Raw genomic sequence first — 25043 nt, forward strand, 5'->3', positions numbered from 1 at the left:
TTAACATGAATTGAATTATAGGTAAATTATACGAAAATTGCAATATTAATTCGTTTTTCAATATCACCTCGACTCTTTCTAAAAGCAAAAAACGAGCCGGGGAGCGCATCGCAATCCGACTCGTTTTCTATTCCGTTTAGATAAAGAGGTTTAGGTTACCGCCTTCTGCTGCGCCGAGATACGCTGCCACACCACCAAGGTCGACCCCATCAATCAACTCTTCTTCTTTGATACCCATGACATCCATTGACATCGTGCAAGCTACCATTTTCACGCCCGCTTCTTGCGCCGACTTGATCATTTCTTCGACAGAAGGAACGTTCTTATCGCTCATGACTTTCTTCATCATTTTTTGACCGACACCACCGAAGTTCATGTTCGAAAGTGGAAGTTCGCCGGCATGCCCTGGCATCATCATGCCGAACATTTTCTCAAGACCTTGCTTTTTCACTTCCGGCGCGTCCGGTTTGCGGATGACATTGAGTCCCCAGAATGTGAAGAACATCGTCACTTCTTTCCCCATCGCGGCAGCACCTTGCGCAATGATGAGGGATGCGAGTGCGCGGTCGAGGTCTCCGCTGAAGACGACCATTGATGCACCGTCTCCTGCTGGTGCGCCTGCTTGTGGTGCAGCCGGACCTTGTCCTTTTTGAAGGATGGCTTCAACGCGTCCGTTAACGAATTGTTTCGAGACGAGTTTGTTTCCTGTCTTCTTCGCCCATGCTTCAATATCTGCGAAAAATCCTGGGTCACTTGCGAGAACACGGAGCGTTTCGCCTTCCCCGAGTTCTGCGACTTTCTTATTTACTTCTAAAATAGGTCCCGGGCATTGTAGACCACATGTGTCTAACATGACCGCTTCCCCGATTGGTGCATTTGTCATTTGTGTTGGCTCCTCTTCTACAACGGTAGCCGCTGTTTCATTTGATGTGTTCGCTTCTTCAAGCGCCTCGAAATCACGCTTGATTTGCGACCACGTCTTGTAGCCACCGCTCAAGTTTTTCACCTTAAAGCCGTTTTGACGTAAGATGCGTGATGCGAGATAGCCACGAAGACCGACTTGGCACGTCACGTAAATCGTTTCACTCCGGTCGTAGTTGTCCAAGTTTTCTCGTAATGAGTTGAGTGGTACATTGATCGACCCTGGAATCTTTCCGAGTTCATGCTCGGATTCATCTCGAACGTCTAATAACGTCGCTCCATTTTCCACGAGCTCATCGATTTCATCCCAATGCACGACTTCATTGTCACCGTGGACGACGTTCGACGCGACATACCCGATCATATTGACCGGATCTTTCGCCGAGCTGAACGGTGGTGCGTAACTGAGCTCAAGGTCAGGTAGATCGAGGACTGTCAAACCGCCCTTCATCGCCGTCGCAATGACGTCGATGCGTTTGTCGACTCCATTGATCCCAACGCCTTGCGCACCGTAGATCTCACCCGTTGTCGGATGGAACAAGAGTTTGAGTGACACCGGCGTCGATCCTGGATAATAGCCGGCATGTGAACCGGGGTGCACGTGGACGGCTTCATACGTCTTACCAGCCGCCTTCAACCGTTTTTCATTCCATCCTGTCGATGCGACCGTCATATCAAACACTTTGGCGATTCCCGTTCCCATCGTTCCATTGTATTTCACGTCACGACCGTTAATGATATCCGCAACGAGACGGCCTTGACGGTTCGCTGGCCATGCGAGTGGCACAACAGTTGGTTCTTTGAAAACGTAGTCGAGTACTTCGACCGCATCCCCGATCGCATAAATCGACGGGTCAGATGTCATCATTTTTTCGTTTACTCGGATTGCACCGCGCGTGCCTGTTTCAAGGCCGGCTTCACGCGCAATCGTCGATTCCGGTGTAACCCCAATCGACATGATGACCATATCTGTATCGATGACACGACCGCTCGTCAAATGCACCTTCTTCCCTTTTTCAGAGAATGAAGAAACGCCATCTGACAATTGAAGCTCGACGCCATGCAAGCGCATGTGTTCATGGATTGGCGCCACCATCTCACGGTCGAGTGGTGTCATGACTTGATCTGCCATCTCGACGAGAGTCACTTCAACGCCACGCTCACGTAAATTTTCTGCCATCTCAATCCCGATAAAGCCTCCACCAATCACGGTCGCATGCTTCGGCGCCTTGTCATCAACGTAGCCACGGATTTTATCTGTGTCCGGAATGTTGCGAAGCGTGAAAATAGCTTCTGCCTCATCGATTCCAGGGATGTTTGGACGAATCTGTTTCGCTCCCGGTGACAGGATGAGAACGTCGTATGACTCGTCATACGTTTCGCCTGTGTGAACGTGTTTCACCGTCACTGTTTTCTCTTCACGGTTAATTTTAATGACTTCCGTCAAATTGCGGATATCGAGTTGGAAACGCTTGTTCATCCCTTCAACGGTTTGAACGAGGAGTTTTTGACGGTCTTGGATGACATCTCCGATATAGTATGGAAGACCACAGTTCGCGAACGAGATGTACTCTCCACGGTCGAACATAACGATATGGTCTTCTTCATTTAATCGACGAAGACGCGCTGCTGCAGATGCACCACCTGCTACCCCACCGACGATTACGATTTTTTTACTCATTGTCCATTTCCTCCTCTGACGACTTCTCCTGGCCAACTCATCAAGCCATCTTCTATATTGACCACTTTATAGCCTTTCGCCTCCATTTGCCAAGTCGCTTGCGTGCTACGCGCACCTGAGCGGCAAAGAACGACATATTCTTCAGCTGGATCGAGCGTGTCGATCCACTCTGTCATTTCGGATAACGGATAGTTTTTCGCGCCTTCAATATGTGCTTCTTGAAACTCGTCACGTTCTCGGACGTCGACGATATTTACAGGCACTTCAAAGTCCATTTGACGTTTTAAAGCGGATGCTTTCATCGTTGATCTACCTTTCTTTTTTCAATTCGATTTATACCATTCGGCTTGGTTGCTGGCGTTCAACAAATTTGTGATTTTTTGAACATTTCGCTTCCACGCCATTAATATACCCCCTCGGGTATTTAATTGCAAGAAATAAGTTTGTCGAAATGTCGAATTTTTCAACATCATCCATTTGGATAGTTGATGCTCGACACATACTCCCCCATGTATTAAGATGAGCCTACACAATAAATAGTTGGGTAACTGAACAATTTTTCCTATAGAGGTGAATGATATGGAACCGTATGTATACGATGCAAAAGTATTGAATCGCATGAAACGAGTGGAAGGACAAATTCGTGCCATCATCCGGATGATGGAGGAAGGAAAAGAATGTCGCGATGTCGTGACGCAATTAAGTGCCGCACGTTCCGCACTCGATCGCGCTTCGACGATCATTGTGGCTAAGAACTTGGAACAATGTATCATCACCGCTCAAGCAGATGGCGAAGATACGTCCGAAACGGTGGAAGAAGCCATTAAAATGTTGATGAAACGCTAGTTCCCCTTGCTTTCCCTGTCCAAATGGGAGAAAGTTAGAGTAACGACTTACTAAGGGGGATTTCCTTGTGAACTTCGAAGAAAAAGTAGAATCATTTAGAGCGCTCGCCGCTGAACGCAACATGACGTTCAAAGAGAGCGACACTGAAACGCACGTCACGTTCTTGACGCGTGAAACAACAAAATCCGGGGCTCAGCCCGTTATGATTATCGCTTTTAACAAAAAGACGACAGATGCTGAGTTGTATGCTGCTACCGTCACGCACGTCCCAGATTACGTAGAAGATTTACCGATTCTTAATGCCTTGAACGAGTTCAACCAGGAGTTCAAATACTTCCGTTGTGTACTCGACAGCGATCGCGATGTCACACTCGCCTCGACACTCGACCTCGACCTCGGTTTCTCACCAGAGATCATCTTGCAACACTCATTCATGATGTTCCAAGCGGCCGACGAAGTGAACGAGTACATGCAGAAGTTGTATACGCAAGTCCAATAACAAACAGCCGCCCCGGACGAATCCAGGGCGGCTGTTTTTGAATCATTCTTTCGAGCGGACTCGTATAAGGAGAAAAAGGAGGAATTGCTGATGATGACACGTTACACCCATTACCTCGAAGCACTCGAAGGAATCAGGGGGGCGACAAAATGGTTCACTGACGATTTCCGACGTTTGATGGCAATCAACTACGCCATGCACGATGCCCCGTTCGATTCGAAACGGTTCGAACACGCTCAAGCGGTTCTGAAACAAAAGACCGGCATGTTCTCAAAATTTCGCGGCAGCAATAATTTCGTCTGGCTGTCGTTTCTCGACGCCAAGTATGAAGACATCGAACCGGCCATCGACGAGGTACTCCGGCTCGACACGTTGCTCGACCGAAAGCACTTCCGCTTCAGTATGTTACGGCCCTTTATCGCGAGCCAACTGATTAACGTTGATGAGCCCGAACGCCGACTCGACGAGGCGAGCGCACTCTATCAGACGTTCAAACGAAATCATCCTTGGCTGACGAGTGAAGAAGACCTGTTGTCCGCCCTCGTTCTCGTTCAAGCGTTCGATGACCACGATGCGTTGAGTCAACGGATTGAGACGTATTATGAAGCGTTGAAAGCACAGCTCCCCCGCTCGAACGAACTCCAACTCGTCTCGCACTTATTCGCCTTTAGTGAGTTATCACCAGATGAGGTCGTCACCCGCTTCTTGGATTGGCACAACTGGCTAAAAAAACAATCCATCGCCGTCAAAAATGAACATCTGCCACCGCTCGCCCTGTTGGCCATCGTCGCGGTCCCGAACGACAATGACGAACGCGACCTGATTGACATCACGAACGCGGAGAAGGAAAAACATCGCTGGTTCCACACACACGCGTTGACCGTCGCCTTGCAACTCGTCGCGGCAAACAACATCAAGGAAGACGCGAGCGATTTACTGTTGCACGGCACGTTCGCGCATTTGCTCGCCATGCAACAAGCTGCGACGGCTGCCGCAACCGTGGCCATCATCTCGAGCACCGCTTCAAGCGACTAAAAAAAGAAGGGTTCCCCCTTCTTAAGAAAATAAATACCAGCTGAGACACCCGAGCACGAACACCGAATTGGCAATTTCGACGATCCCGATCTTCATGATAGGGATCTTTTTACCGTAGAAGACAACCGCTCGGATTAGGCTTGGTGCGTAAGCGAGCGCGAGTAACGGATACCCAAGGACGATGAAAACGGCGACGAGCAAGCCGTGATATCCCCAAGACAGATTGCGATACGACACACTCTTCTTCTCTCGAATCATCGTCTTGACGAAAAAGATACTCCCGAGGAAATAGAGGTACGGCAAGACGAATACCCACACCATCGTCGCGTCGAGCGTACGCGCGCCTAGGTAATAGCTCGCCATCCCACCGATGCAAAATGAGGTGACGGCGCTGACGTCATTCCAGACGTTGCGCTCGTCCTTGATTTTGGCGAAATAGGCGTTCACCAAACCAAACGGAATCATCGCGAGGACGAACCAGACGAGACGCCATTCGGACAGAAACACCGGGATGGCGGCGACGGTGGCAATCGTCAAATACGTGATGACCGTGCGCAACATCTGCTGCGATTTTTTCCGTTGCTTGATGAATTGGAACAAGAAAAATGTGCCCATATAGACGAACAGCCAGGCGATGGCGAACGGGATGTGCGCGAGTGTCCAGCCGCCGACAATGCCGCCGAGTAAGAACGGTAAGATGAGCATCGACCAAGCGCCGTGTTGTTTTGGAATCATCCATTTCATGTGACTCCCTCCTTCTACGTTCAGTGTAGAAGAAAGACGGCTATAAAACTGTGATAAATTTTACAAAACAAAAAACGATCTCAGGCGAGATCGTTTTTTGGTGAAAGTTTGGGTTTGATGACCGCCGGCTTGGTATGTTCAACCACGTCGTCCGCCAACATCTTCGTGACGACCCGACCTGCGATCGAGACCGCGACGAGCGTATACAGTGCATTCGACAATGGTAAATAGATGAGCGAGATCGCCAAGACGATGACATCAAACGTGATGAGAATCGTACCGACAGACACGCCTGTCCATTTCGATAGACCTAAGGCGAATAAGTCATCGCCCCCGGTCGCCCCGCCTGACTTCAAGACGAGACCGAGACCATATCCGGTCACAATCCCACTTGCGATGGCAGCGAACAACGTCGCTGGCCATACTTGAATCTCAAACGTGAGCAAGTCGAGACGGTCCCACATCGCATAACTGAGCGACAAGGATGAAGCGGCTAGTACCGCTTGCCCGACAAAACGCCATCCTTTCCACCATAAAGCGACGATAAAAAATGGGATGTCGAGCACGATCATCGAAATCGCCGGGTCGATATCAAATAAATAACGACCGAGTAGCGATAAACCGACGAACCCGCCTTCCGCCAAACCAAACTGTTCATTCAAATAATAATAACCGAACGCCATGATCAGCGTTCCGAGCACTATGGTAGCAACTCGTTTCATTCCGATTGTCCTCCCCGTTCTTGACGGAGAGGAGGATCCTCAGTCGTAGCTGCGGTTCCATCTGTTCCATCTCCGATCTTCCGTTTGTTGATTGATACACGTGGTTGTAATCAGTCAACGCTAGAAGTCCGGAAGTTGGAACAGAGGCCATGTCCTCTCGGTATCCATAAAGACCTTCCTTTCTCAAATTGCGCGTAATCTTGTACGCAGTTTACCACACATTTTGATTCAGTTCATGAATTTTACCTTTAGTGCATGTTACGTTTCGGTAAATCTTTCTTTCCGAACCACCACCAGTTCCAATCCCCGAACAGTTTCATGAGGGACGGAACGAGCAGGATTCGGATGATGGTCGCATCAATGAAGATGGCGAGCGCAATCCCCACACCAAGCTGTTTAATTGGACTCACGCCCGTGAAGGCGAACGCACCGGTCACGACAATCATAATGATGGCGGCTGAAGTGATAATTTTACTCGTCTTCGCAAGCCCCATCTCCGTCGCATAGTCATTGTCGCCCGTCTCGCGGTAATATTCCTCGATTCGCGAAACGAGAAATACCTCATAGTCCATCGACAATCCAAAGACGAGTGAGAAGATGAACACCGGTGTCAAAATACTGATTGTTTCTGCATCGTACACATAACCTGATTCAAAAACGATGACGAGTAAACCGAACGTCGCCCCAAGACCAAGCACGTTCATGAGAATCGCCTTGATTGGAATCAAGATGGATCGGAACGCCCACATGAGGATGAAGAAGGTTGCCAAGATGACGGTGATGACCGCATAGGGAATGCTGTCATAAATCTCATCATAAATCTCTTCATTGAAGGCTGCCGGTCCGCCGACTTCAAACCCTTTGTCTCGCCAATCGCGTACGAATGCTTGCGCTTCTTTGTCGCTCGGAGGTACATCGAAGCTGACATTCACGAGCGCCAAATCTGTATTCCCATCAAGGGTCACAAGTCGCTCAAGTGGGGCGAGTTGTTCTGGCGCCGCTTCGGCGAGTTGCGTAAACGTCTCAGGCGTCAATCCGGATGTCGTTAAGAAAGTCGAGACATTATCGACAATATCGACCTCGTTTAACTCATCTGTGAGACTCGTCAATTCCTCTAAAATCATCGGATCGTTCAAATCGTTCGCTTCAAACAGAAGGACCGCATCGGTCGAGTTATCCCCAAACACATCGTCCCATCGTTCGAGTGCCGCTCGTGATTCATATGAGGTAGGGAGCGCATCGGCGTCCGGAATGTTCAACTCTAGGTCGCGCACGAACCAAAGACTCGGGAGCAGGATCAACAAAGCAATGAGCGTCATCGTCACCGGACGTCTCATCACGAAGCGAGCAAGTTTTTGCCAGCGCTTTTCAGATTTCGTCTCATCTGTCTTGATGATTCGTCCTTTATTCAAGGCGTCACCAACTAAGTAAAGCGACGACGGCAACAAGGTCAGTGCAGATAGCACGGCCCCCGCGACGGCAATGAGGGCACCAAGCGCGACTGCCTGGAAGACATCGACTTGAATAAACAGAAGTCCAGCCAATCCGACAAAGACACATAGACCTGAAAAGAGAATCGAGCGTCCCGCCGTTGCTACTGTCCGGACAATCGCCTCTTCTCTCGATTGCCCGCGTGTTAACTCTTCTCGATACCGATTGACGAGTAACAGTGAAAAATCAATCCCGAGCGCAATCGCAATCATGGCGACGGCATTGAGAACAAAGATAGATAATTCCATGTTTTGCGCAAAAAAGAATAGCGATCCCGCTGCCACAATAAAGGTAATCAACCCGACGAGTAACGGCATGAGCGCGGCGAGCGGCGTGCCGAAAACGAGCAACAACACGACAAGCGCGACCGGAATCCCGATCAACTCCGCTCGAATCAAATCATTTTTCGAAGCTTCGTTTAAGTCGTCCGCAAATACTGGTTCTCCCGTCAAGCGGACTTCGGTATCTGTATCCACGATGAGCGCGTCTCGGACGGCATCGATTGAGGATTCCGCCGCATCATAATCTTCGAATTCCAGCACGAAATAGGATACGTCCCCGGAACGCGCGTCCGGATTCTCCGCCGGGGTAATCACGCCATCAATTGATGAAATTTCCCCAAAACGGTCTTGTTGTTCGTCCATGACCGCCTCCAGATTTCCTCCTTCAAATAAGACGATCATTGAAGCACCTGCTCGATCAAATCGTTCATTTAACGTATCTTCTACCTGTTGGAAACGTCCGTCTTGAATGGCAAATCCGTTTCCTCTCAACTCACCTGGGAGCTGTAGCCCGAAATAAACTGAACCCGCGAGTAAAATCGCCCATATGAGTAATACGCCATACCGAAAACGAACCAACTGCCTACCTAACCATTCCATTGATGTCACTCCTCCCTGTCTATCCATCTACTTCCCGTTTCTCGATTCATTCATCATCACTTCACAAAAAATTCCTGAACCTAGGTTCGGTTCAGGACTCTTGTCGTTCAAAGACTTGAAGCCAGCTATGACAAAATCGAGGTGGTGCGGACAAGACGACGAGTCGATCCCCTCGTTCATCTAACAGCATTACCTTCAATAATTGGTTGTCTGCACACACGCTTGAGCAAAATAATTCTTCCTCTCGATGAAACAGTTGGAACGACTCTGTCGATGTGATCGCCGTCGTTTCTCCCACTTGATCGAGAATGACCGTGTCGCGGTTTCCTTCGTATGGAATGCGCCAGGTTTCTTTCGTCTTCACATTTTCAACTAAAAAATGATGAGTTCGTTCATCGAACAATGTCACACACGTTTCAGGTGTGAATCGTTCAAAATCATACGTCCCTTGATACGCTAGCTCGATGATGTTCCCAAAGACAGGGACTTCTTCATAGCGGCTATATCGAAACGTATGATCATGGAGGTTCAAGGCTACGACATCCGATTCGGCTGAATATAAGAAGATGTCATCGCCTTGCCAATAGTGCAAATTGCTAAACCAGTCTCCGTTGAATCGTTGAGGGATCGCATACGTCTCCATCTGTCCTCGTTGTAAATCAATGACTCCGTAAAGTCCTTTTTCCTGGAACCATGCCACGGCACGTCTTGCATTCGGCTCCACATATAGGGCGCACGGTGTCCATTTCCAGTCGATCTCCCAGCGAATTTGAGACGACTCGTCAAAGAACATAAATCCGGTTTGCGCCAAGTACAACATCCAACCTTCACCTACACGTTCTAACCATTCGATCGTTTGATGAAATTGAAAGTCTGCTGTTTGTTCGTACATTTGATCACTTCCTAATTTCAGCTTAGCAACCACCGAAGCGAAATTCGATTTTGAATGTGTTCATTCAACACATTTTCGATTTTCCTGTATACTGACGGTAAAGACATATCGTTTAGAAAGGAGACCTTCCATGCGTCCATTACAACTATCACCAGAGACCGCAGTTGAACTCGCAAAAAAATTAAACGTCCCCCTCGAGGAACTGATGCATATGCCAAAACACATCCTCGTTCAAAAAATGATGCAACTCGAGGCATCTCAAACAGAGGAAGACACACCAAAGGAGACGGATTAACGTCTCCTTTTTGGTTACTGCTCTTTGCGTTTGCGCTTTCTCGATACATACCAGAGACCACCGATTACGGCGAGTGCTGCACCACCGGCCACAGCGTACTTGCTGTAATCTGGGCGACGTTCGGTTACGACTAGTGTAGAGAGTGGAGCGACCGTCATATGACGATCCTCGACTTGACGTGGTGCCGTCAGATTAACGGTATGGTCCTCCACGTTTACCTCGAACTTGCCAGATGGAAGTTTGACCTCAACCGCCTCCTCGAGTGCGTTGTGGTAGACGATATGTCGTTCTACATATCCTTCCACATGACGGCTCAATTCAAAGGCAATCACACCCTCTGCTTCATCAAAGAAACGCAAGTGTTTGCGAATCTGTTCCGTGTTTTCGAGTCGGAAGAGCGGATACTGCTTACGCAGACGCAAGAGACCTTTCACATATTCCACACTTGGCGCTTCTTGCTCCGCCCGGTTCCAGTCCACACGGTTGACGACTTCGCCTGAATTGAAGCTGTTCTCATCCCCGTCTTTTGTCCGGAAGAACTCCTGTCCACTGTGAAGGAATGGAATCCCTTGACTCAGGAGCACAATCGATGTCGCCAAACGGTGGCGACGGCGACGTGTCGTCTCATCATCTTCCGGATTCGTCACGGACAACTTGTCCCAAAGCGTCAAATTGTCATGACATTCTACATAGTTGACGACCTGGTTCGGCTCATCAGCGAAACTTTGGCTCGTGATGCCACCAGCAATCCCTCGTTTCACATCTGCTGTCATGTCCGTGTTGCCGCTCACCCAGCCCGGTAAGTCTTCGATAAAGACGTCTCCGCGGACACCGTCTCGAATCCCATCATTGAATTGGGCGATGCGTGGCATCTTATGCGCATTATGTTGATTCGCTTTTTCACGAACCGGGAGCGGCGTATCCAAGTCCCAGCCTTCCCCGATGACAAGAATCGATGGGTCGACTCGATCGAGCGCTTTCCGAATCTGATTCATCGTTTTGACGTCATGGAGTCCCATCAAATCAAAACGGAACCCGTCAATCATGAATTCTTTCGCCCAGTACGTGACACACTCGACCATGAGCTTACGCATCATCGTACGCTCAGAGGCCGTGTCATTCCCACATGCCGAACCATCCGCGAGTGTCCCGTCTTCATTTAAGCGATAGTAATAATCCGGGACGAATTGACCGAGCGGTGTCGTCAACGCATCGTACGTATGATTGAAGACGACGTCCATGATGACCCGGATGCCCCGATCGTGGAGCGCTTGAATCATTGCCTTCAATTCGACAATTCGCGACGCCGGATCATCTGCCGACGAGGCGTAAGAACCTTCAACCGCAAAGTAATGAACCGGATCGTAGCCCCAGTTATAGTTGTCTTCCCCTTCACGTGACTCATTCACCGAGCCGTAGTCAAAGAACGGCATCAATTGAAGATGTGTGATTCCGAGCGAGGTGATGTAATCGAGTCCTGTCGGGTAACCGCTCGTGGTCGTCGTACCCGTCTCGGTCATCCCTAAGAACTTCCCACGGTGCGTCGCCCCACTCTCTGGGTGACTCGTCAAATCGCGGACGTGCGCCTCATAGATGACCGCCTCTTGTGAAGAATTGAATAGCGGACGTTCTTTGATCCAATGGTCCGGGTTCAAGGATGCCGGGTCAAGTAGACATCCACGCTTCCCATTCACTCCGACGACTTTCGCATACGGATCGAGCGACTCCACTTTCTTCCCATCAATCAGCGCTTCAAATACATAAAATTGACCTTCGAATAAGGCACGGTCGAGTTCGATCACCCACGTCCCCTTCTCAGCCGGCTCGAGCTCGAGTCGTTCAAACTTACGGGCACGGGCTGTTCGATATAACTTGACCGACATCTGTTCCGCTACCGGAGACCAAACTCGTAGTCGAATCTGTTCCCCTTTGAACGTCACCCCTAGGTCTTTCCCGTGATAGGCAACGTGATCTAAGTCTGCATGTGTGTGTTGATCCATTGTACGTTCCATCTCTTCACTCCTTCACTGCTTCAAATCTGCTATCATTATAACAAAACCACACAAAGGATGGATGAAACATGGCAAAAGACAATTCTTTCGATATCGTGTCAGAAATGAATCTTGAAGAAGTAAAGAACGCGATTCAAATCGCGGAAAAGGAAATTTTGAACCGTTATGACTTCAAAGGGTCAAAGAGTGAGATGTCCCTCGACAGTGGCGACCTCGTCCTCATCTCGGATGACGACTATAAACTCGAGCAATTAAAAGACGTCTTGATCACAAAATTGATCAAACGCGGTGTCCCGACGAAAAACCTCGACTATCAAAAAGTAGAGAACGCACTCGGCGGAACGGTTCGCCAACGTGTGAAATTGAAAAGCGGCATCGACAAAGATGACGCGAAAAAAATCAACAACGCCATCAAAGAATCAAAATTAAAAGTCAAATCGCAAATTCAAGACGATCAAATCCGAGTGACGGGGAAATCACGTGACGATCTCCAGGCCGTCATGCAACTCGTACGTGAACTCGAGTTGTCCGTCGATGCCCAATTTACGAACTTCCGATGAAACTCGCCATCATCAGTGACCCACACGGTTCGTTTGATGATTTGAAGGCCGTTCTCGATGATGTCCGGCGAGAAACCGAGCACATTCTCTGTCTCGGGGATCTATATGAATGCCACATCGGGAAAAAACGACGTCACGAACGCTTTCATCATGTGGAAGACGTCGTGACGTATGATCCGAATTACGAAGCGCTACTCACATTTCCGAGTCTACGTGGTAATCAGGAAGAGCGAATCGACGAGGTGCTCGTCATCGACCATCCCGTGAAAACACGGATTTCCTTATTGCCGGAACAGACGACTCTCGAGGAAGCCCGCTTTTTACATGGGCATCAAGTCAAATGGAACGAAGACTGGGAACCGGTTGTCGAGAAAGGGAAATATCCACTCGTCTTCATCGGACATAGTCACATCCCCGGGATTTACCGAAAAGGAAAATCCTTGCCGTGGGAAATCGGGACACCGTTCCATTTGAAGAAAAAACGATATGTCATCAACGTCGGTGCTGTCATATTCGATCGGGAATGGTGTCTCTATGATACGGAAGCCCGGACGGTGACGCGGATGAAAGCGTGAATACAAAAAGGACCTCAATTTTTGAGGTCCAGGCTGTTGATGAACCAGATTGCATCTTGCAATCTGGTCCATCTTTTTTTGTGGGTTTCGATTTCTTGGGGCGTTCTGCCCCAAGAAATTGAAGACGTATTATGAGACGGTCCTTTCCAATCAACAGGTTAGGCAACTTTTTATGCTTTGTACAGTGACTGAAGCCAGATTGGCGCGTTGAACCTTCTCGATTCCGTCTGGTTCGCTTCATGTCGTTTTCAGGATTGAAGCGTTACATGTCGGATTCCTTCTTTTGATGATTTTTTCGGCCATCGAGGCCTTAGAAAAAGACAAACGGCCGTCAGATGACGACCGTTTGCGTTGCTCGCCCGACGGCGTCCCGACTCCGACAGGAAAGCGTGGGCGCCGGAAAGGCGAGCGATATAATTTATGTTAGTCAACAAGCTGGGCCTCAATTTTCTTTGAGGTCCTTTCGTCTGTCTTACATTTCTTCCGGCGCTTCGACACCGAGTAAGCGGAGTCCTTCCGTCAATACGAGCGTCACTGCCTTCACGAGTGCGAGACGCGATTGTTTGCCTGCATCTTCTTCTAAGACACGAACATGACCGTAATACTTGTTGAACGCTTGCGCGAGGTCAAGTACGTAGCGGCTGATGATGGATGGTTCGCGGCGTTCATGTGCACGCGTGATGACGTGCGGGAACGCGTTGAGCATCGTGACGACACCCCATGAATAGTCATCGTCTGCACCAGTGAATGGTGAGCCGTCATAGTTTCCTTTACGAAGAAGTGAGTTCGCACGAGCATTCGTGTATTGAACGTAAGGCCCTGTCTCTCCTTCGAACTTGAGCATGCTGTCGAGATCGAACTCGATGTTGTTGATGCGTTCGTTCTTCAAGTCGTGGAAGACGACCGCGCCGACACCGACCATGCGGGCAACGTCTTGTGCGTTCGCAAGATCCGGATTCTTCTGCTCGATATTCGCCTGCGCTTTCTCGATCGCCTCTTTCAAGACTTCCTCAAGAAGGACGATGCGTCCTTTACGTGTCGACATCTTCTTCCCTTCTTGCAAGATCAAGCCGAACGGCACGTGATGCATGCCATCAACAAAGTCATATCCAAGCTTACGAAGGACCGAGAAGAGTTGTTTGAAATGGAGCGCCTGTTCGCCACCGACGACATAGTTCGCTTGTACGAAGTTGTACGTCTCGTAACGATAGATCGCTGCTGCCAAGTCGCGTGTCGCGTACAATGTCGCGCCATCTTTCTTCTTGATCAAGCAAGGTGGCAAGTTCTCTTCCTCGAGCGAGACGACCATCGCGCCCTCACTTTCGACTAAGAGATTTTTCGCTTCGAGCATCTCGACGACGCGTGCCATTTTATCGTTATAGAACGCTTCCCCGTTGAAGCTTTCGAATTTCACACCGAGGAGGTCATATACTTTTTGGAACTCTTTAAGTGACTCGTCACGGAACCACTGCCAAAGCTCTGTCGCTTCCGCATCACCATCTTCAAGCTTTTTGAACCAAGCACGACCTTCGTCTTCGAGTTCTGGTTGTGTCTTCGCCTCTTCGTGGAAATGGACGTATAATTTTAAGAGTTCTGCGATCGGGTTGGCGCGTACCGCTTCCTCATCGCCCCACTTCTTGTAGGCGACCATCAATTTCCCAAACTGAGTGCCCCAGTCTCCAAGGTGGTTGACGCCGACGACGTCATATCCGTTTTTACGTGCGATTTGGTTGATTGCATTCCCAATCACCGTCGAACGCAAGTGACCCATCGAGAACGGCTTCGCAATGTTTGGTGACGAGAAGTCCGTCACAATCGTTTCATTGCGTGCCTCGTGTGTTGCATACTCTGATTTTTCCTCAAGCACCGTGTTGATAATTTCTTTTGATACGACATCACGGCTCAAGAAGACGTTGACGTAAGGTCCCGCCGCCTCCACTTTCGTGAACAATTCATCGTTCAATTCATTTGCAATATCTGTCGCAATCATGACAGGTGCTTTCCGGTAAGCTTTCGCCAATTGGAAACACGGGAACGCGAGGTCACCGTGCGCCTCGTGTTTTGGCTTCTCAATCAATGCTTCAATTTGGTCAATCGTGAGTTCTTCACCGATGACACGGGATAGTGCTTCTGCATACTTGCGTTCATAACTCATCTGTATGTCCTCCTTCTTCAATAACAACTCATAAAAAAAACGCCCTTTGCATAGATGCAAAGAGACGGGAATTCCCGCGGTACCACTCTTCTTGCCTGCATGATGCAGACCGCTTTATGGTGATAACGGTTCCCTCCGGCTATGCCTACTCTCGTTTCGGATAGCATCTCAAAAGTGCGTTTCGCGACGTTTGTCAGCCCAGGCTCTCACCAATCCCCAGGTCGCTTTGTTGACTAAACCATCGTTACTCTCTTTTTCATCGACTTTCGTCTATGCGGTTGAAAAGCAACTTCATTATAGAGGATATTCCCTGTATACTCAATGCTAGAATTCAAGCATGATAAAAGAAAGGCAGGACTCGCACGAAATCATGACGAATCTTTACTATTATATCTTGAAATGTCCCATGCTAGGAGGGAACACATGAACCACTTTCGCAAGATGTCCGTGCTCGGTTGGAGTATATGGAGTGTTTTGTTCTGCTTCACCATCGGATTATTTGCATTGGATGTGCTGCACGCCCCGACCATCGATCCGTTGTCCTTTATTTTAATCTCATTACTTGTCATCATCTTTCAACTCGATTCAATCGAAGTCAAAGGTGTGTACTTCACATTCTCTGAGAGTATTGTATTAATTCTATTTCTATTCTTTGGATTTGAAACCGCACTCATCGTCAACCAGATTGGATTATTCGTCTTTCAGTTCGCCAATCTGAGACCAAAAGTCGCCATACGCCGATTCCGCTTCACCTATCCATGGAACGCGATTACGGCATACTTAGAAATTGTCATTCCCGCTACCGTCTATCTCGCCCTCGGTGGGGTAACCGGCCTTGATTTTTATTCGCAAGAATCGTTTGTACCGCTTGCCGGGTTATTCTTTGCTATCTTGTTAAATACCGTATTTCAAAAATATCAGGTGAGATGGTGGTTCCGCGTCGATATCGCATTGAGCGACTTCATGAAAATCGCTTTCTACACATATGTCGTCAGTTTGATCTTCATCTTAGCGGCAGCGTTCTTCCGAGAGACGAATTTACTTGTCGTGAGCAGCATCGCGGCAGCGTTGACCTTCTTCATCAAACGACTTCTCATTCAAAAAGGACGACAGGATGCGTATAAATCTCTGATTGAACAGTACGACGAAGCGAAAGAAGCCGTCTCTTTATCACAGAGCGAAGCACAAGCCATTGAAGTCTTTTTAAGTCAGTGTGAACAATTGAACCATTACGATGAAGGATATATCGAGTTCAAGCTGTTTAATCGCACACTCTACTTCGACTTGAAGACACGTCAACCGATTGATCGCCCCGTCGTATTTGCGCTACTGGATATCAGTCAACCTGTCGAGCCTGTCCTTGACTACGAGATGCGATTTGAGTGGGATGCTTCATTGTCTGACGCTTTCCATGACGACTACCATAGCTTCGTCTCAATTCGTTCGGAAGAGATTGAGGGAATTCGCACATGGATCGTGATGACAGGAGAACCTGTATATGGGTATCCGAAGATTATCCAACAAGAAATCCTCAAGTTGCTCAAGTCGTTCAACCGGACCATCAGCCGTTGTCATGAACGAGATCGTCTGTATACCGAGAGCCGGACGGATAGTTTGACTCTCCTCGCCAATGCCCGCGCCTTCTACGAATACGGGATTCAACAAATATCCGACATCTCGATGTATCCGATCTCGGTCGCCATGCTCGACATCGATTTCTTTAAAAAAATCAATGATACGTATGGCCATCAAGTCGGTGACCAAGTGTTGCAGGAATTTGGTCGACGTATCCGGCAAGCCCTTCGCGCTGATGACTTTGCCGCCCGTTATGGCGGGGAAGAGTTTATCTTGCTTCTCAATCATTGTGACATGTCTCAAGCCGTTGACATTGCAGAAAGAATTCGCCAGCAAATCGAAGCGAAACCGTTCCTTGTCGATCATCACGAGATTTCTGTGACCGCGTCCATCGGGGTCGATACAATCGATGCGTTTGGAAATAAGCGATTAGACGATACGATTCGAAACGCGGACCGTGCGCTATATGTCGGTGGTAAATACGCGGGACGTAACCGCGTGGCGCACTTCAACAATTTAACGACGTAAACTCCCCTTTCTCACATCGAATTGGGGAGTTTTTAAGTTGACAAGCAGATTTGAAACAGGTACGTTAGGGAACGTGTTTACTAATTGGATAGATTCACTTTTTATCGAGAGAGACGGAGGGACTGGCCCTGTGAAGTCTCGGCAGCGGGGAACCTGTGCCAAATCCAGCGGGCGTATTGCTCGAAAGATGAAAAGGGTATTTCGCACGAAGGACCTTTTTTCTCAGAAAAGGGTCCTTTTTATTTTTTAGTGAGGTGATTATTTTGGAACAACCAACAGCAAACAAATGGGCACTCTTGCCGTTACTCGTCTTCTTACTCTTCTTCATCGGGGCGGGTGTCTATTACGGAGACTTTTATAAGTTTCCGGTACTCGTTGCGGCCATCATCGCCTTGATGGTTGCGGCATTCATGACAAAAGGAAGTGCCACCCAAACCGTCGAGCGCATCGCGCAAGGAGCCGGCAATCCGGGCATCATCATCATGATTTTCATTTTCTTACTGGCTGGCGCCTTTTCAACGGTAGCGGAAGCCATCGGGGCAATCGATGCAACGGTCAACGCCGCCTTGACTCTATTACCACCTTCGCTTCTCTTGAGCGGACTCTTCGTCATCGCCGCCTTCATTTCAATGGCGATGGGAACGTCGACGGGTACAATTGCGGCACTTGCACCGATCGCCCTCGGTATCCATGAAGAGAGTGGCGTCAATGTCGCCATCGCTGCCGCAGCCGTTGTTGGAGGGGCGATGTTCGGGGACAATCTCTCGTTCATCTCGGACACGACGATCGCTGCCGTCCGGACGCAACGAACGAACATGCGTGATAAATTCCGCACGAATTTCTGGATCGTGTTACCGGCCGCCATCATCACGACGGTTTTACTCGCCGTCTTGTCAAATGGGGAGTCAACGGTCGATGTCGCCGCATTCGAATGGTACAAACTGATTCCGTATCTTGCCGTCATCGGACTCGCATTGACAGGACTGAACGTCATTTTGGTTCTGTTAGGTGGCATCACGCTCACCGGCATCATCGGTCTCCTAGATGGAAGCCTATCCGTCACGGCGTTTGTGACAGCTATTGCGGACGGGATGATTGGCATGGCCGAAATTTCATTCCTGACATTACTCATGGGTGGACTCGTCGGTCTCATCTCACACAACGGCGGACTCACGTATTTACGTGACGCGTTGACATCTCGTATTCAAAAACGTGCCGGTGCCGAATGGAGCATCGCTGGACTTGTCAGTGCGACAAACGTAGCGACGGCGAACAATACGATTTCCATTCTCGTAGCCGGTCCACTTGCAGCGAACATCGCGGACGAGTATGACATCGAACGGAAGAAATCAGCAAGCGTACTCGACATCTTCTCATGTGGGGTACAAGGGATTCTTCCGTACGGAGCTCAATTACTCATCGCTGCAGAATTGACGAAGACCGCATCGCCGGACCTCGTCCCGTTCATGTTCTATCCGTTCCTCCTCTTTATTTGTGGAGGAATCGCCATCGCATTCAATTTCCCACGTTTTAAAAAACAGTCATAAGTGAAAACACCCCTTGTTCAAAGGGGTGTTTGTCGTTTGGTTATCATTTCTTGTTTCAACTGTTCGTTTCGTTTCTTGAACGCCCGTCGTTTGAGCACTTCTTCAAGTCCTCGACTGATGGCCCATAATACGATGAGGAGCAGACCGAGCATGGATAAGCGAAACGGGCTTTGGATAAATTCTTCCCACTGGTCCCCAATGACAGAAAAAATCACGACGACGAGCAGTTTCCCGAATCCTGCCGCCATGATGAACGTACGGAGCGGCATCTGAATGAGCGCCAATAAATACGTGATCAAACTGACCGGGATGAATGGAAGAGAATATAAGAATCCGAGTGAGATCGGACTCATATGATTGATGCGTTCTAACCAATAGACCGCCGCCTTATGTTTCTCGAGCCAGCGTGTCATCGGTTTGCGGAACACATAACGGACGGCTGCAAAGACGACGATCGTTCCAAGAAGGTTCCCAATCCAGGATAAGAGGACCCCTAACAGAAAGCCGTATGTCGCCGCATTCGCAGAGATGATTAAAACGAGTGGTAAAAATGGAAAAATCGCTTCTAAAAACGGTGCACCTAGACCGGCCCATGGACCACCAGGCAAACTTTGAAGCCATTCGATCAATTGGATAATGTACTGTTGGAGAGAATTTAGCATAGTCGTTCCACCTTCAACTTTCGTTACTACTCTATTACCCGAATTCAATTTTCAAGACGCATCTCCCTGCATTCGTCAAAAAAAATTAAAAACCATTTGCGAAAATTCGTCGTGATATTTATCATATAATAATGGACTTGTGGTTGCAGGCAAGTCTATTCGTCGAACGACACAACCCAACGTTCGTTTTCCTGCAAAAAACTGAACACAGGGGAGCAACACAACATGGAAACAAAACCAATGCGGGTCTTGTTGTACTATAAGTACGTCAACATCGAAGACCCAGAAACACTCACGCAAGAACATTTGAAGTATTGTAAGGACCTCGGCATCAAAGGACGCATCTTGATTTCCTCCGAAGGAATCAACGGGACGTGCTCTGGTACTTGGGAGCAAACCGAGCAGTACATGAATGACTTGAAAGCAAACCCTCTCTTCAGCGATATCGAGTTCAAAATCGATGAAGTCGAAGAGCATGCCTTCAAGAAAATTTTTGTCCGTCACAAGAAAGAGCTCGTGACGTGGCGCTTTGATGGCGAGTTTGATGTACCGAAACAACACGGTGCATACCTTGAACCAGCAGAATGGAAAGAGATGATGAATCGTGATGATGTCGTCATCCTCGACGTTCGTAACAACTACGAGTACGAACTTGGTCACTTTAAAAATGCGATCAAAATCGATGTAGAGGCTTCACGTTACATGCCGGAATGGCTCGAAGAGAACAAGGACCTCTACGAAGGGAAAACACTTCTCACGTACTGTACCGGTGGCGTCCGTTGCGAGAAATTTACAGCATATATGCGTGACCTTGGTCACGACAACATCTTCCACCTTAAAGGTGGCGTCGCGATGTATGGTAAGGATGAAGCGACAAAAGGAGAGGACTGGGAAGGCGAGCTCTACGTCTTTGACGAGCGCATCAACGTCCCGGTTAACTCCGTGAACCCATCTGTCGTCTCACACTGTATGCACTGTGGGACCGAGACGGTTCGTTACGTTAATTGTGCTAACCCGGAGTGCAATGTACAGCATTTCTGTTGTGAAGAGTGTGAACCAAAACAAATGCGTTCATGCTCGAAGGAGTGTCAAGAACACCCACGCAACCGTTATATCATCGATAACATTGCAGAGAAACTTCAGGAAACTGAAGGAGTAGTCGGGTAACAAAAATCGACCAGAAGATGTCTTGGAGAACGTGTCCAAGACATCTTTTTTTGACGAAATCTTAACGTCTAGCTTGCTCCTCTTTCGGGTATATTGAAGATACTATGTCAGACAGGAAGTGAATGCACGTATGTTTAACGAACCTTTACTCGCCGCGATTCTCGCTTGGTTTATCGCCCAAGCGGCCAAGCTCGTAACTGAACTCATTAAAACAAGAGATTTTGAAATTGAAATCATGTTCGCTTCAGGCGGCATGCCAAGTTCGCACTCGTCCACCGTCGTCGCACTCGCTACGGCAATCGGGCGAATGGAAGGCATTGACTCAAGTCTATTCGCTCTCGCTGTCGTCTTTGCCACCATCGTCATGTATGATGCGACCGGAGTTCGGCAGGCGGTCGGTTTCCAAGCACGGCTCTTGAACGATTATTTCAAAGGAATCAAACATGAGACCCCGCTCTTGAATGAGCTTGTCGGCCATACGCCGTTCCAGGTTATCGTCGGAGCGCTACTCGGTCTCGTCGTCGGATTGTTTTTCCCAATGTAATGGAACAAGGTATGTCATTTCTCACACTCTTGATTCTTTTTGTGAAGTTTCACAAAGAAGAAGTTATACTCAAGAGAGAGGAGGAATCGACATGCCTTTTTTGCAGAAATCTTACGAGTCACTCGATACACTCGCCGAAGCCATCGGACAAGCGATTCGAGCACCAATCACGATCGAGAACCGCCACCACCAATTGCTCGCCTATAGCACCCACCCCGATTCGACCGACCCGGCCAGGATTGCGACCATCATCGGGCGTCGTGTCCCAGAAGCCGTCATCGAAGATCTATGGGAGAGTGGCATTTTACAAGAAGTCATCGACCAAGATGAACCCGTCGTCATCCCGGCCCGTCTCGCCGTCGGTCTCGGAGAACGCGCAGCCATCGTCATCAAACAACATGATGAAGTACTCGGCTATATTTGGAGCTTGGCTCGGACGAATCCGTTCAGCACTCAAGAACTAGCTATCCTGCAAGAAGGGGCAACCATCGCCAAAAAATTACTGATGACCATTGCGATGCATGAGCGGCGAATCAGCGCCGAGCTCGAGCGCTTCTTATTAGATGTACTCGCTTCCCCGACTCTCACGGATGCCAATCGTGAACGGTTGAACGAGCTTGCCCCGATTGCTGTCGCCAGTCGGTTGACGGTCATCGAATGCGCTCAACCGATCACCCCTCAACTTGCGGAACGCCTTCACTATGTGCTCGCGACGCAAGAGGCCATTGAAGTCGTTTTACATGCCATCGACGGTCAGCAGCTACTCGTCTGGCACTATATGAAGTCTGAACTCTCCGATGAAGAGACCGCACTCATTGCCTGGGCGGAACGATTCGAACAATTGCTTCAAGACAAGTTCAGCGAATCCGAACCACACCTTGGCATCAGTCGACGTTTTTTCGAAAGTGACATGTTATATGCCGCAGCGGAAGAAGCGCGACGGGTGACCACGCTGCGTCGCAAGTTCCCGCTCGAACTCTCGACTTCCCGTGCATTTGAGCAGATCGGCATTTATCAACTCGTCCCGGAACTCGCTCGGCGTATCGGGCTCCGACTTGAAACCCATCCGACCGTCGAACGGTTGCAACATTATGACTCATCCCATCAGACCGAACTCGTGAAGACACTCGAATGGTATTTTTATTTTGATGGGAACGTCAAACGAGTCGCCGCCCATCTTCATATCCATCCGAATACCGTTCTGTATCGGATTCGCCGCATCGAAGAGTTGACGAATATCACGCAAGTTTCCTTACCCGAACGGTCCATGATTTATTTAGCCATTAAGGCTGGTCAATATCGATTAGAAGACTAGACGTTTGCTTTGTGATTTTTCACAAAGTGAGCGTCTTCGTTTTTAGAATCCATGATAAAGACAGCGTTTTCGAATGGGTCTATACTAGGGGTGTGAACAATTTGTGTCAACGGAATGAAAGGGGAATGTTCCATGAAAATCGGGGTATTGAAAGAGATTAAAAACAATGAAAATCGGGTGGCCTTAACACCGATGGGTGCATTTATGTTAACGGAGCTTGGTCATGATGTATTCGTCGAAACGAATGCCGGACTCGGTAGCGGCTTCACGAATATGGAATATATTGATGCTGGTGCGACGATTCTTGAAACGGCGAAAGAAGTTTGGGAAGGCGTTGAACTCGCTCTCAAAGTAAAAGAACCACAACCGTCTGAGTATCAATACTTCCGTCCTGACTTGACGCTCTTCACTTATCTACACCTTGCGGCGGAGCCGGAATTAACGAAAGCGCTCGTCGATTCAAGGATTACAGCGATCGCCTACGAGACGGTAGAAGTGGACCGCACGTTACCACTCCTCACACCGATGAGTGAAGTGGCGGGACGTATGGCTGCGCAAATCGGAGCCCAAATCCTCGAAAAACCACATGGTGGAAAGGGAATCTTAATGTCTGGTCTCCCAGGTGTGCCTCGTGCGAACGTCACGGTCATCGGAGGCGGTGTCGTCGGAACGAATGCAGCTCGAATCGCAATTGGTCTTGGGGCGAGCGTGACGTTGATGGACATTAGCCCGGCTCGTCTTCGTCAAATCGACGACTTGTTCGGAAACACAATCAATACGTTGATCTCAAATAAATACAACATTGCGAAACAAGTGGCTGAGAGTGACCTTGTGATTGGTGCCGTGCTCATCCCAGGAGCAAAAGCACCGAAACTCGTCACGGAAGAAATGGTACAGCGCATGTCGCCTGGTTCGGTCATCGTCGACGTCGCCATCGACCAAGGTGGAATTTGTGAGACGATCGACCATATCACGACGCATGATGCGCCAACGTATGAGCGCTATGGCGTGCAACACTACGCTGTCGCTAACATGCCAGGTGCCGTGCCACGCACATCGACAATGGGTCTGACAAACGCGACGATGCCATATATCATCGAGTGTGCACAAAAAGGCGTATTCTCAGCACTTCTTGAAAACGAGGCGCTTCTCAAAGGCCTAAACGTCATCAACGGAACGGTCACGTATGAAGCAGTCGCGCGGGATTTGGAATATCCGTTCGTTCCTGCCCATGAGGCGGTCTCGAAACAAACACAAGCTTAACCCTTAAGACGATGAGATGCCCGTTCTCATCGTCTTTTCTCTATACCAAAAAGAAGGAATCGAACGCCATCGTCCGATTCCTTCATTATTATGCGTTATGCGTTCTCAACGGCGATATCTTCCCCGATGATTTTCACTTCCGGCTCTAATTCCACTTCGAATTTCTCTTTAACGGTCGCCTGGACGTGACGGATGAGTGAAATGTACTCAGTCGCCGTCGCCTCATCAATATTGACGATGAAGCCCGCATGTTTGAGCGAGACTTCCGCTCCTCCGATGCGTTTCCCTTGCAGACCTGAGTCTTGAATCAACTTGCCGGCAAAATAGCCAGGCGGACGTTTGAACACACTTCCACATGAAGGATATTCAAGCGGCTGTTTCGATTCCCGTTTATACGTCAAGTCGTCCATGACTTCTTTGATCAATTCATAGTTTTTCGGTTCTAGTTCGAACGTCGCCTCGAGTACGATCAAGCCCTCTTTCGAGACACGGCTCGTTCGGTAGTCAAGATCGAGTTCATCTTTAGATAAATGAAGTACTTGACCATCCTGCGTCAACACCGTCGCAGATGTGATGACATCCTTCGTCTCTCCGCCGTATGCACCTGCGTTCATGTAGACGGCCCCACCGACCGTCCCAGGGATCCCACATGCGAACTCGAGGCCGGATAACCCCTCTGCTAATGCTTGACGTGAGACGTCGATAATCGCCGCTCCTGCCTGCGCAATCATTTGATTCCCTTCTCGACGAATCGAGTCGAGTTCATTCAAGTTCAAAACGATTCCACGGATGCCACCATCGCGGACGATCAAGTTTGAACCGAAGCCAAGAATCATAAACGGCATCGCTTCTTGATGGGCCAGTTGTAAGACGGCCTGTACTTCTTCGTACGTGTGTGGAGCCACGAAGTAATCTGCCTTACCGCCTAGTTTTGTATACGTGTGTGCCGACAACGGCTCGTCTTGAAGGACGCGCTCGGCCGGAATGATCATCTGGAGTTGCTGTAAAAAGCTCATGCGTTCACTCAATCCTTTATGTTCTATTTAATCAGTGTCTCGGTCCCATCTCACTCGTTCCGAGCACGTCACTGAATGGTTTCAGTACGAATCACAGTATACAAATGATTATTGGAC

General features: G+C 48.9%; 22 protein-coding genes, 1 riboswitch and 1 other annotated feature. Of the genes, 12 read left to right on the plus strand and 10 right to left on the minus strand.

The window, feature by feature from the left end:
* Nucleotides 1-136 precede the first annotated feature (136 nt).
* Nucleotides 137-2602 carry a CoA-disulfide reductase gene (locus KNO70_RS11485; protein WP_214685156.1) on the minus strand — a complete coding sequence of 822 codons (2466 nt, stop codon included), beginning with the start codon at nt 2600-2602 and terminating at the stop codon, nt 137-139.
* The gene (locus KNO70_RS11490) at nt 2599-2904 is read right to left on the minus strand and encodes a rhodanese-like domain-containing protein (protein ID WP_015880530.1); all 306 of its coding nucleotides are present in this window, start codon (nt 2902-2904) and stop codon (nt 2599-2601) included. Before KNO70_RS11490 ends, KNO70_RS11485 begins: the two co-directional genes overlap by 4 nt.
* A gap of 277 nt (nt 2905-3181) precedes the next feature.
* Here KNO70_RS11490 and KNO70_RS11495 point away from each other — a divergent pair, with 277 nt between their 5' ends.
* The 3 genes from KNO70_RS11495 to KNO70_RS11505 all read left to right on the plus strand — a co-directional run bounded on the left by KNO70_RS11495 (nt 3182) and on the right by KNO70_RS11505 (nt 4982).
* The gene (locus KNO70_RS11495; protein ID WP_015880529.1) at nt 3182-3448 is read left to right on the plus strand and encodes a metal-sensitive transcriptional regulator; all 267 of its coding nucleotides are present in this window, start codon (nt 3182-3184) and stop codon (nt 3446-3448) included.
* Between the two features lie 67 nt (nt 3449-3515).
* Nucleotides 3516-3947 (plus strand): type III secretion system chaperone family protein, encoded by a 432-nt coding sequence (locus KNO70_RS11500; protein ID WP_015880528.1) that lies wholly within the window; start codon nt 3516-3518, stop codon nt 3945-3947.
* A gap of 90 nt (nt 3948-4037) precedes the next feature.
* Nucleotides 4038-4982, plus strand: coding sequence for a DUF4003 family protein (locus KNO70_RS11505; RefSeq protein WP_240499775.1), 945 nt, complete (start codon nt 4038-4040; stop codon nt 4980-4982).
* A gap of 21 nt (nt 4983-5003) precedes the next feature.
* On the opposite strand, the gene KNO70_RS11510 is transcribed toward KNO70_RS11505, so the two are convergent.
* From KNO70_RS11510 to KNO70_RS11525, 4 genes are all read right to left on the minus strand, one after another.
* Nucleotides 5004-5726: a YwiC-like family protein gene (locus KNO70_RS11510; RefSeq protein ID WP_078146145.1), complete on the minus strand. Its 723-nt coding sequence runs from the start codon at nt 5724-5726 to the stop codon at nt 5004-5006.
* A gap of 80 nt (nt 5727-5806) precedes the next feature.
* Entirely contained in the window at nt 5807-6448 is a 642-nt protein-coding gene (locus KNO70_RS11515) for a YitT family protein (protein ID WP_214685155.1), read from the minus strand.
* Between the two features lie 248 nt (nt 6449-6696).
* The gene (locus KNO70_RS11520; RefSeq protein ID WP_214812642.1) at nt 6697-8820 is read right to left on the minus strand and encodes an MMPL family transporter; all 2124 of its coding nucleotides are present in this window, start codon (nt 8818-8820) and stop codon (nt 6697-6699) included.
* Nucleotides 8821-8911: 91 nt separating this feature from the next.
* Entirely contained in the window at nt 8912-9712 is an 801-nt protein-coding gene (locus tag KNO70_RS11525; protein ID WP_214812643.1) for a hypothetical protein, read from the minus strand.
* 130 nt (nt 9713-9842) lie between these two features.
* Between KNO70_RS11525 and KNO70_RS11530 the strand changes: the two genes are divergently transcribed.
* On the plus strand, nt 9843-10007 hold the full coding sequence (locus KNO70_RS11530) for a YycC family protein (RefSeq protein WP_074034904.1): 165 nt from the start codon (nt 9843-9845) through the stop codon (nt 10005-10007).
* Between the two features lie 14 nt (nt 10008-10021).
* On the opposite strand, the gene pulA is transcribed toward KNO70_RS11530, so the two are convergent.
* A complete protein-coding gene (pulA, locus tag KNO70_RS11535; protein ID WP_214688878.1) occupies nt 10022-12019 on the minus strand; it encodes a type I pullulanase in 1998 nt (665 codons plus the stop codon).
* 68 nt (nt 12020-12087) lie between these two features.
* Here pulA and KNO70_RS11540 point away from each other — a divergent pair, with 68 nt between their 5' ends.
* The gene (locus tag KNO70_RS11540; RefSeq protein WP_074034908.1) at nt 12088-12579 is read left to right on the plus strand and encodes a YajQ family cyclic di-GMP-binding protein; all 492 of its coding nucleotides are present in this window, start codon (nt 12088-12090) and stop codon (nt 12577-12579) included.
* Nucleotides 12576-13154 (plus strand): metallophosphoesterase family protein, encoded by a 579-nt coding sequence (locus tag KNO70_RS11545; protein ID WP_015880518.1) that lies wholly within the window; start codon nt 12576-12578, stop codon nt 13152-13154. Before KNO70_RS11540 ends, KNO70_RS11545 begins: the two co-directional genes overlap by 4 nt.
* Nucleotides 13155-13626: 472 nt before the next feature.
* Here the strand turns inward: KNO70_RS11545 and argS are convergent, their stop codons facing one another.
* Nucleotides 13627-15309, minus strand: a complete 1683-nt coding sequence (gene argS / locus KNO70_RS11550) for an arginine--tRNA ligase (RefSeq protein ID WP_211781869.1) — start codon at nt 15307-15309, stop codon at nt 13627-13629.
* A gap of 57 nt (nt 15310-15366) precedes the next feature.
* Nucleotides 15367-15578 (minus strand) — a binding site (T-box leader).
* 154 nt (nt 15579-15732) lie between these two features.
* Here argS and KNO70_RS11555 point away from each other — a divergent pair.
* Together KNO70_RS11555 and KNO70_RS11560 are read left to right on the plus strand one after the other, a co-directional pair.
* Nucleotides 15733-17412 carry a GGDEF domain-containing protein gene (locus KNO70_RS11555; protein WP_214812644.1) on the plus strand — a complete coding sequence of 560 codons (1680 nt, stop codon included), beginning with the start codon at nt 15733-15735 and terminating at the stop codon, nt 17410-17412.
* Between the two features lie 98 nt (nt 17413-17510).
* A riboswitch (SAM riboswitch) is annotated at nt 17511-17606 on the plus strand.
* A gap of 69 nt (nt 17607-17675) precedes the next feature.
* Nucleotides 17676-18959, plus strand: coding sequence for a Na+/H+ antiporter NhaC family protein (locus KNO70_RS11560; RefSeq protein ID WP_196430354.1), 1284 nt, complete (start codon nt 17676-17678; stop codon nt 18957-18959).
* A gap of 17 nt (nt 18960-18976) precedes the next feature.
* Here the strand turns inward: KNO70_RS11560 and KNO70_RS11565 are convergent, their stop codons facing one another.
* Nucleotides 18977-19621 (minus strand): TVP38/TMEM64 family protein, encoded by a 645-nt coding sequence (locus KNO70_RS11565; RefSeq protein ID WP_214685143.1) that lies wholly within the window; start codon nt 19619-19621, stop codon nt 18977-18979.
* Between the two features lie 225 nt (nt 19622-19846).
* Here KNO70_RS11565 and trhO point away from each other — a divergent pair, with 225 nt between their 5' ends.
* The 4 genes from trhO to ald all read left to right on the plus strand — a co-directional run bounded on the left by trhO (nt 19847) and on the right by ald (nt 23910).
* Nucleotides 19847-20788, plus strand: a complete 942-nt coding sequence (gene trhO / locus KNO70_RS11570; protein WP_214685141.1) for an oxygen-dependent tRNA uridine(34) hydroxylase TrhO — start codon at nt 19847-19849, stop codon at nt 20786-20788.
* 118 nt (nt 20789-20906) lie between these two features.
* Nucleotides 20907-21332, plus strand: coding sequence for a divergent PAP2 family protein (locus tag KNO70_RS11575; RefSeq protein WP_143180200.1), 426 nt, complete (start codon nt 20907-20909; stop codon nt 21330-21332).
* 91 nt (nt 21333-21423) lie between these two features.
* Nucleotides 21424-22647: a PucR family transcriptional regulator gene (locus KNO70_RS11580; RefSeq protein WP_214685137.1), complete on the plus strand. Its 1224-nt coding sequence runs from the start codon at nt 21424-21426 to the stop codon at nt 22645-22647.
* A 132-nt stretch (nt 22648-22779) separates the two neighbouring features.
* Nucleotides 22780-23910 carry an alanine dehydrogenase gene (ald, locus tag KNO70_RS11585; protein ID WP_214812645.1) on the plus strand — a complete coding sequence of 377 codons (1131 nt, stop codon included), beginning with the start codon at nt 22780-22782 and terminating at the stop codon, nt 23908-23910.
* Nucleotides 23911-24005: 95 nt separating this feature from the next.
* Here the strand turns inward: ald and murB are convergent, their stop codons facing one another.
* Nucleotides 24006-24926: a UDP-N-acetylmuramate dehydrogenase gene (murB, locus tag KNO70_RS11590; RefSeq protein ID WP_015880509.1), complete on the minus strand. Its 921-nt coding sequence runs from the start codon at nt 24924-24926 to the stop codon at nt 24006-24008.
* Nucleotides 24927-25043: the final 117 nt, after the last annotated feature.

Origin of the sequence: Exiguobacterium sp. s181 (genome assembly GCF_018617125.1) — a bacterium.
Taxonomy (GTDB): domain Bacteria; phylum Bacillota; class Bacilli; order Exiguobacteriales; family Exiguobacteriaceae; genus Exiguobacterium; species Exiguobacterium profundum.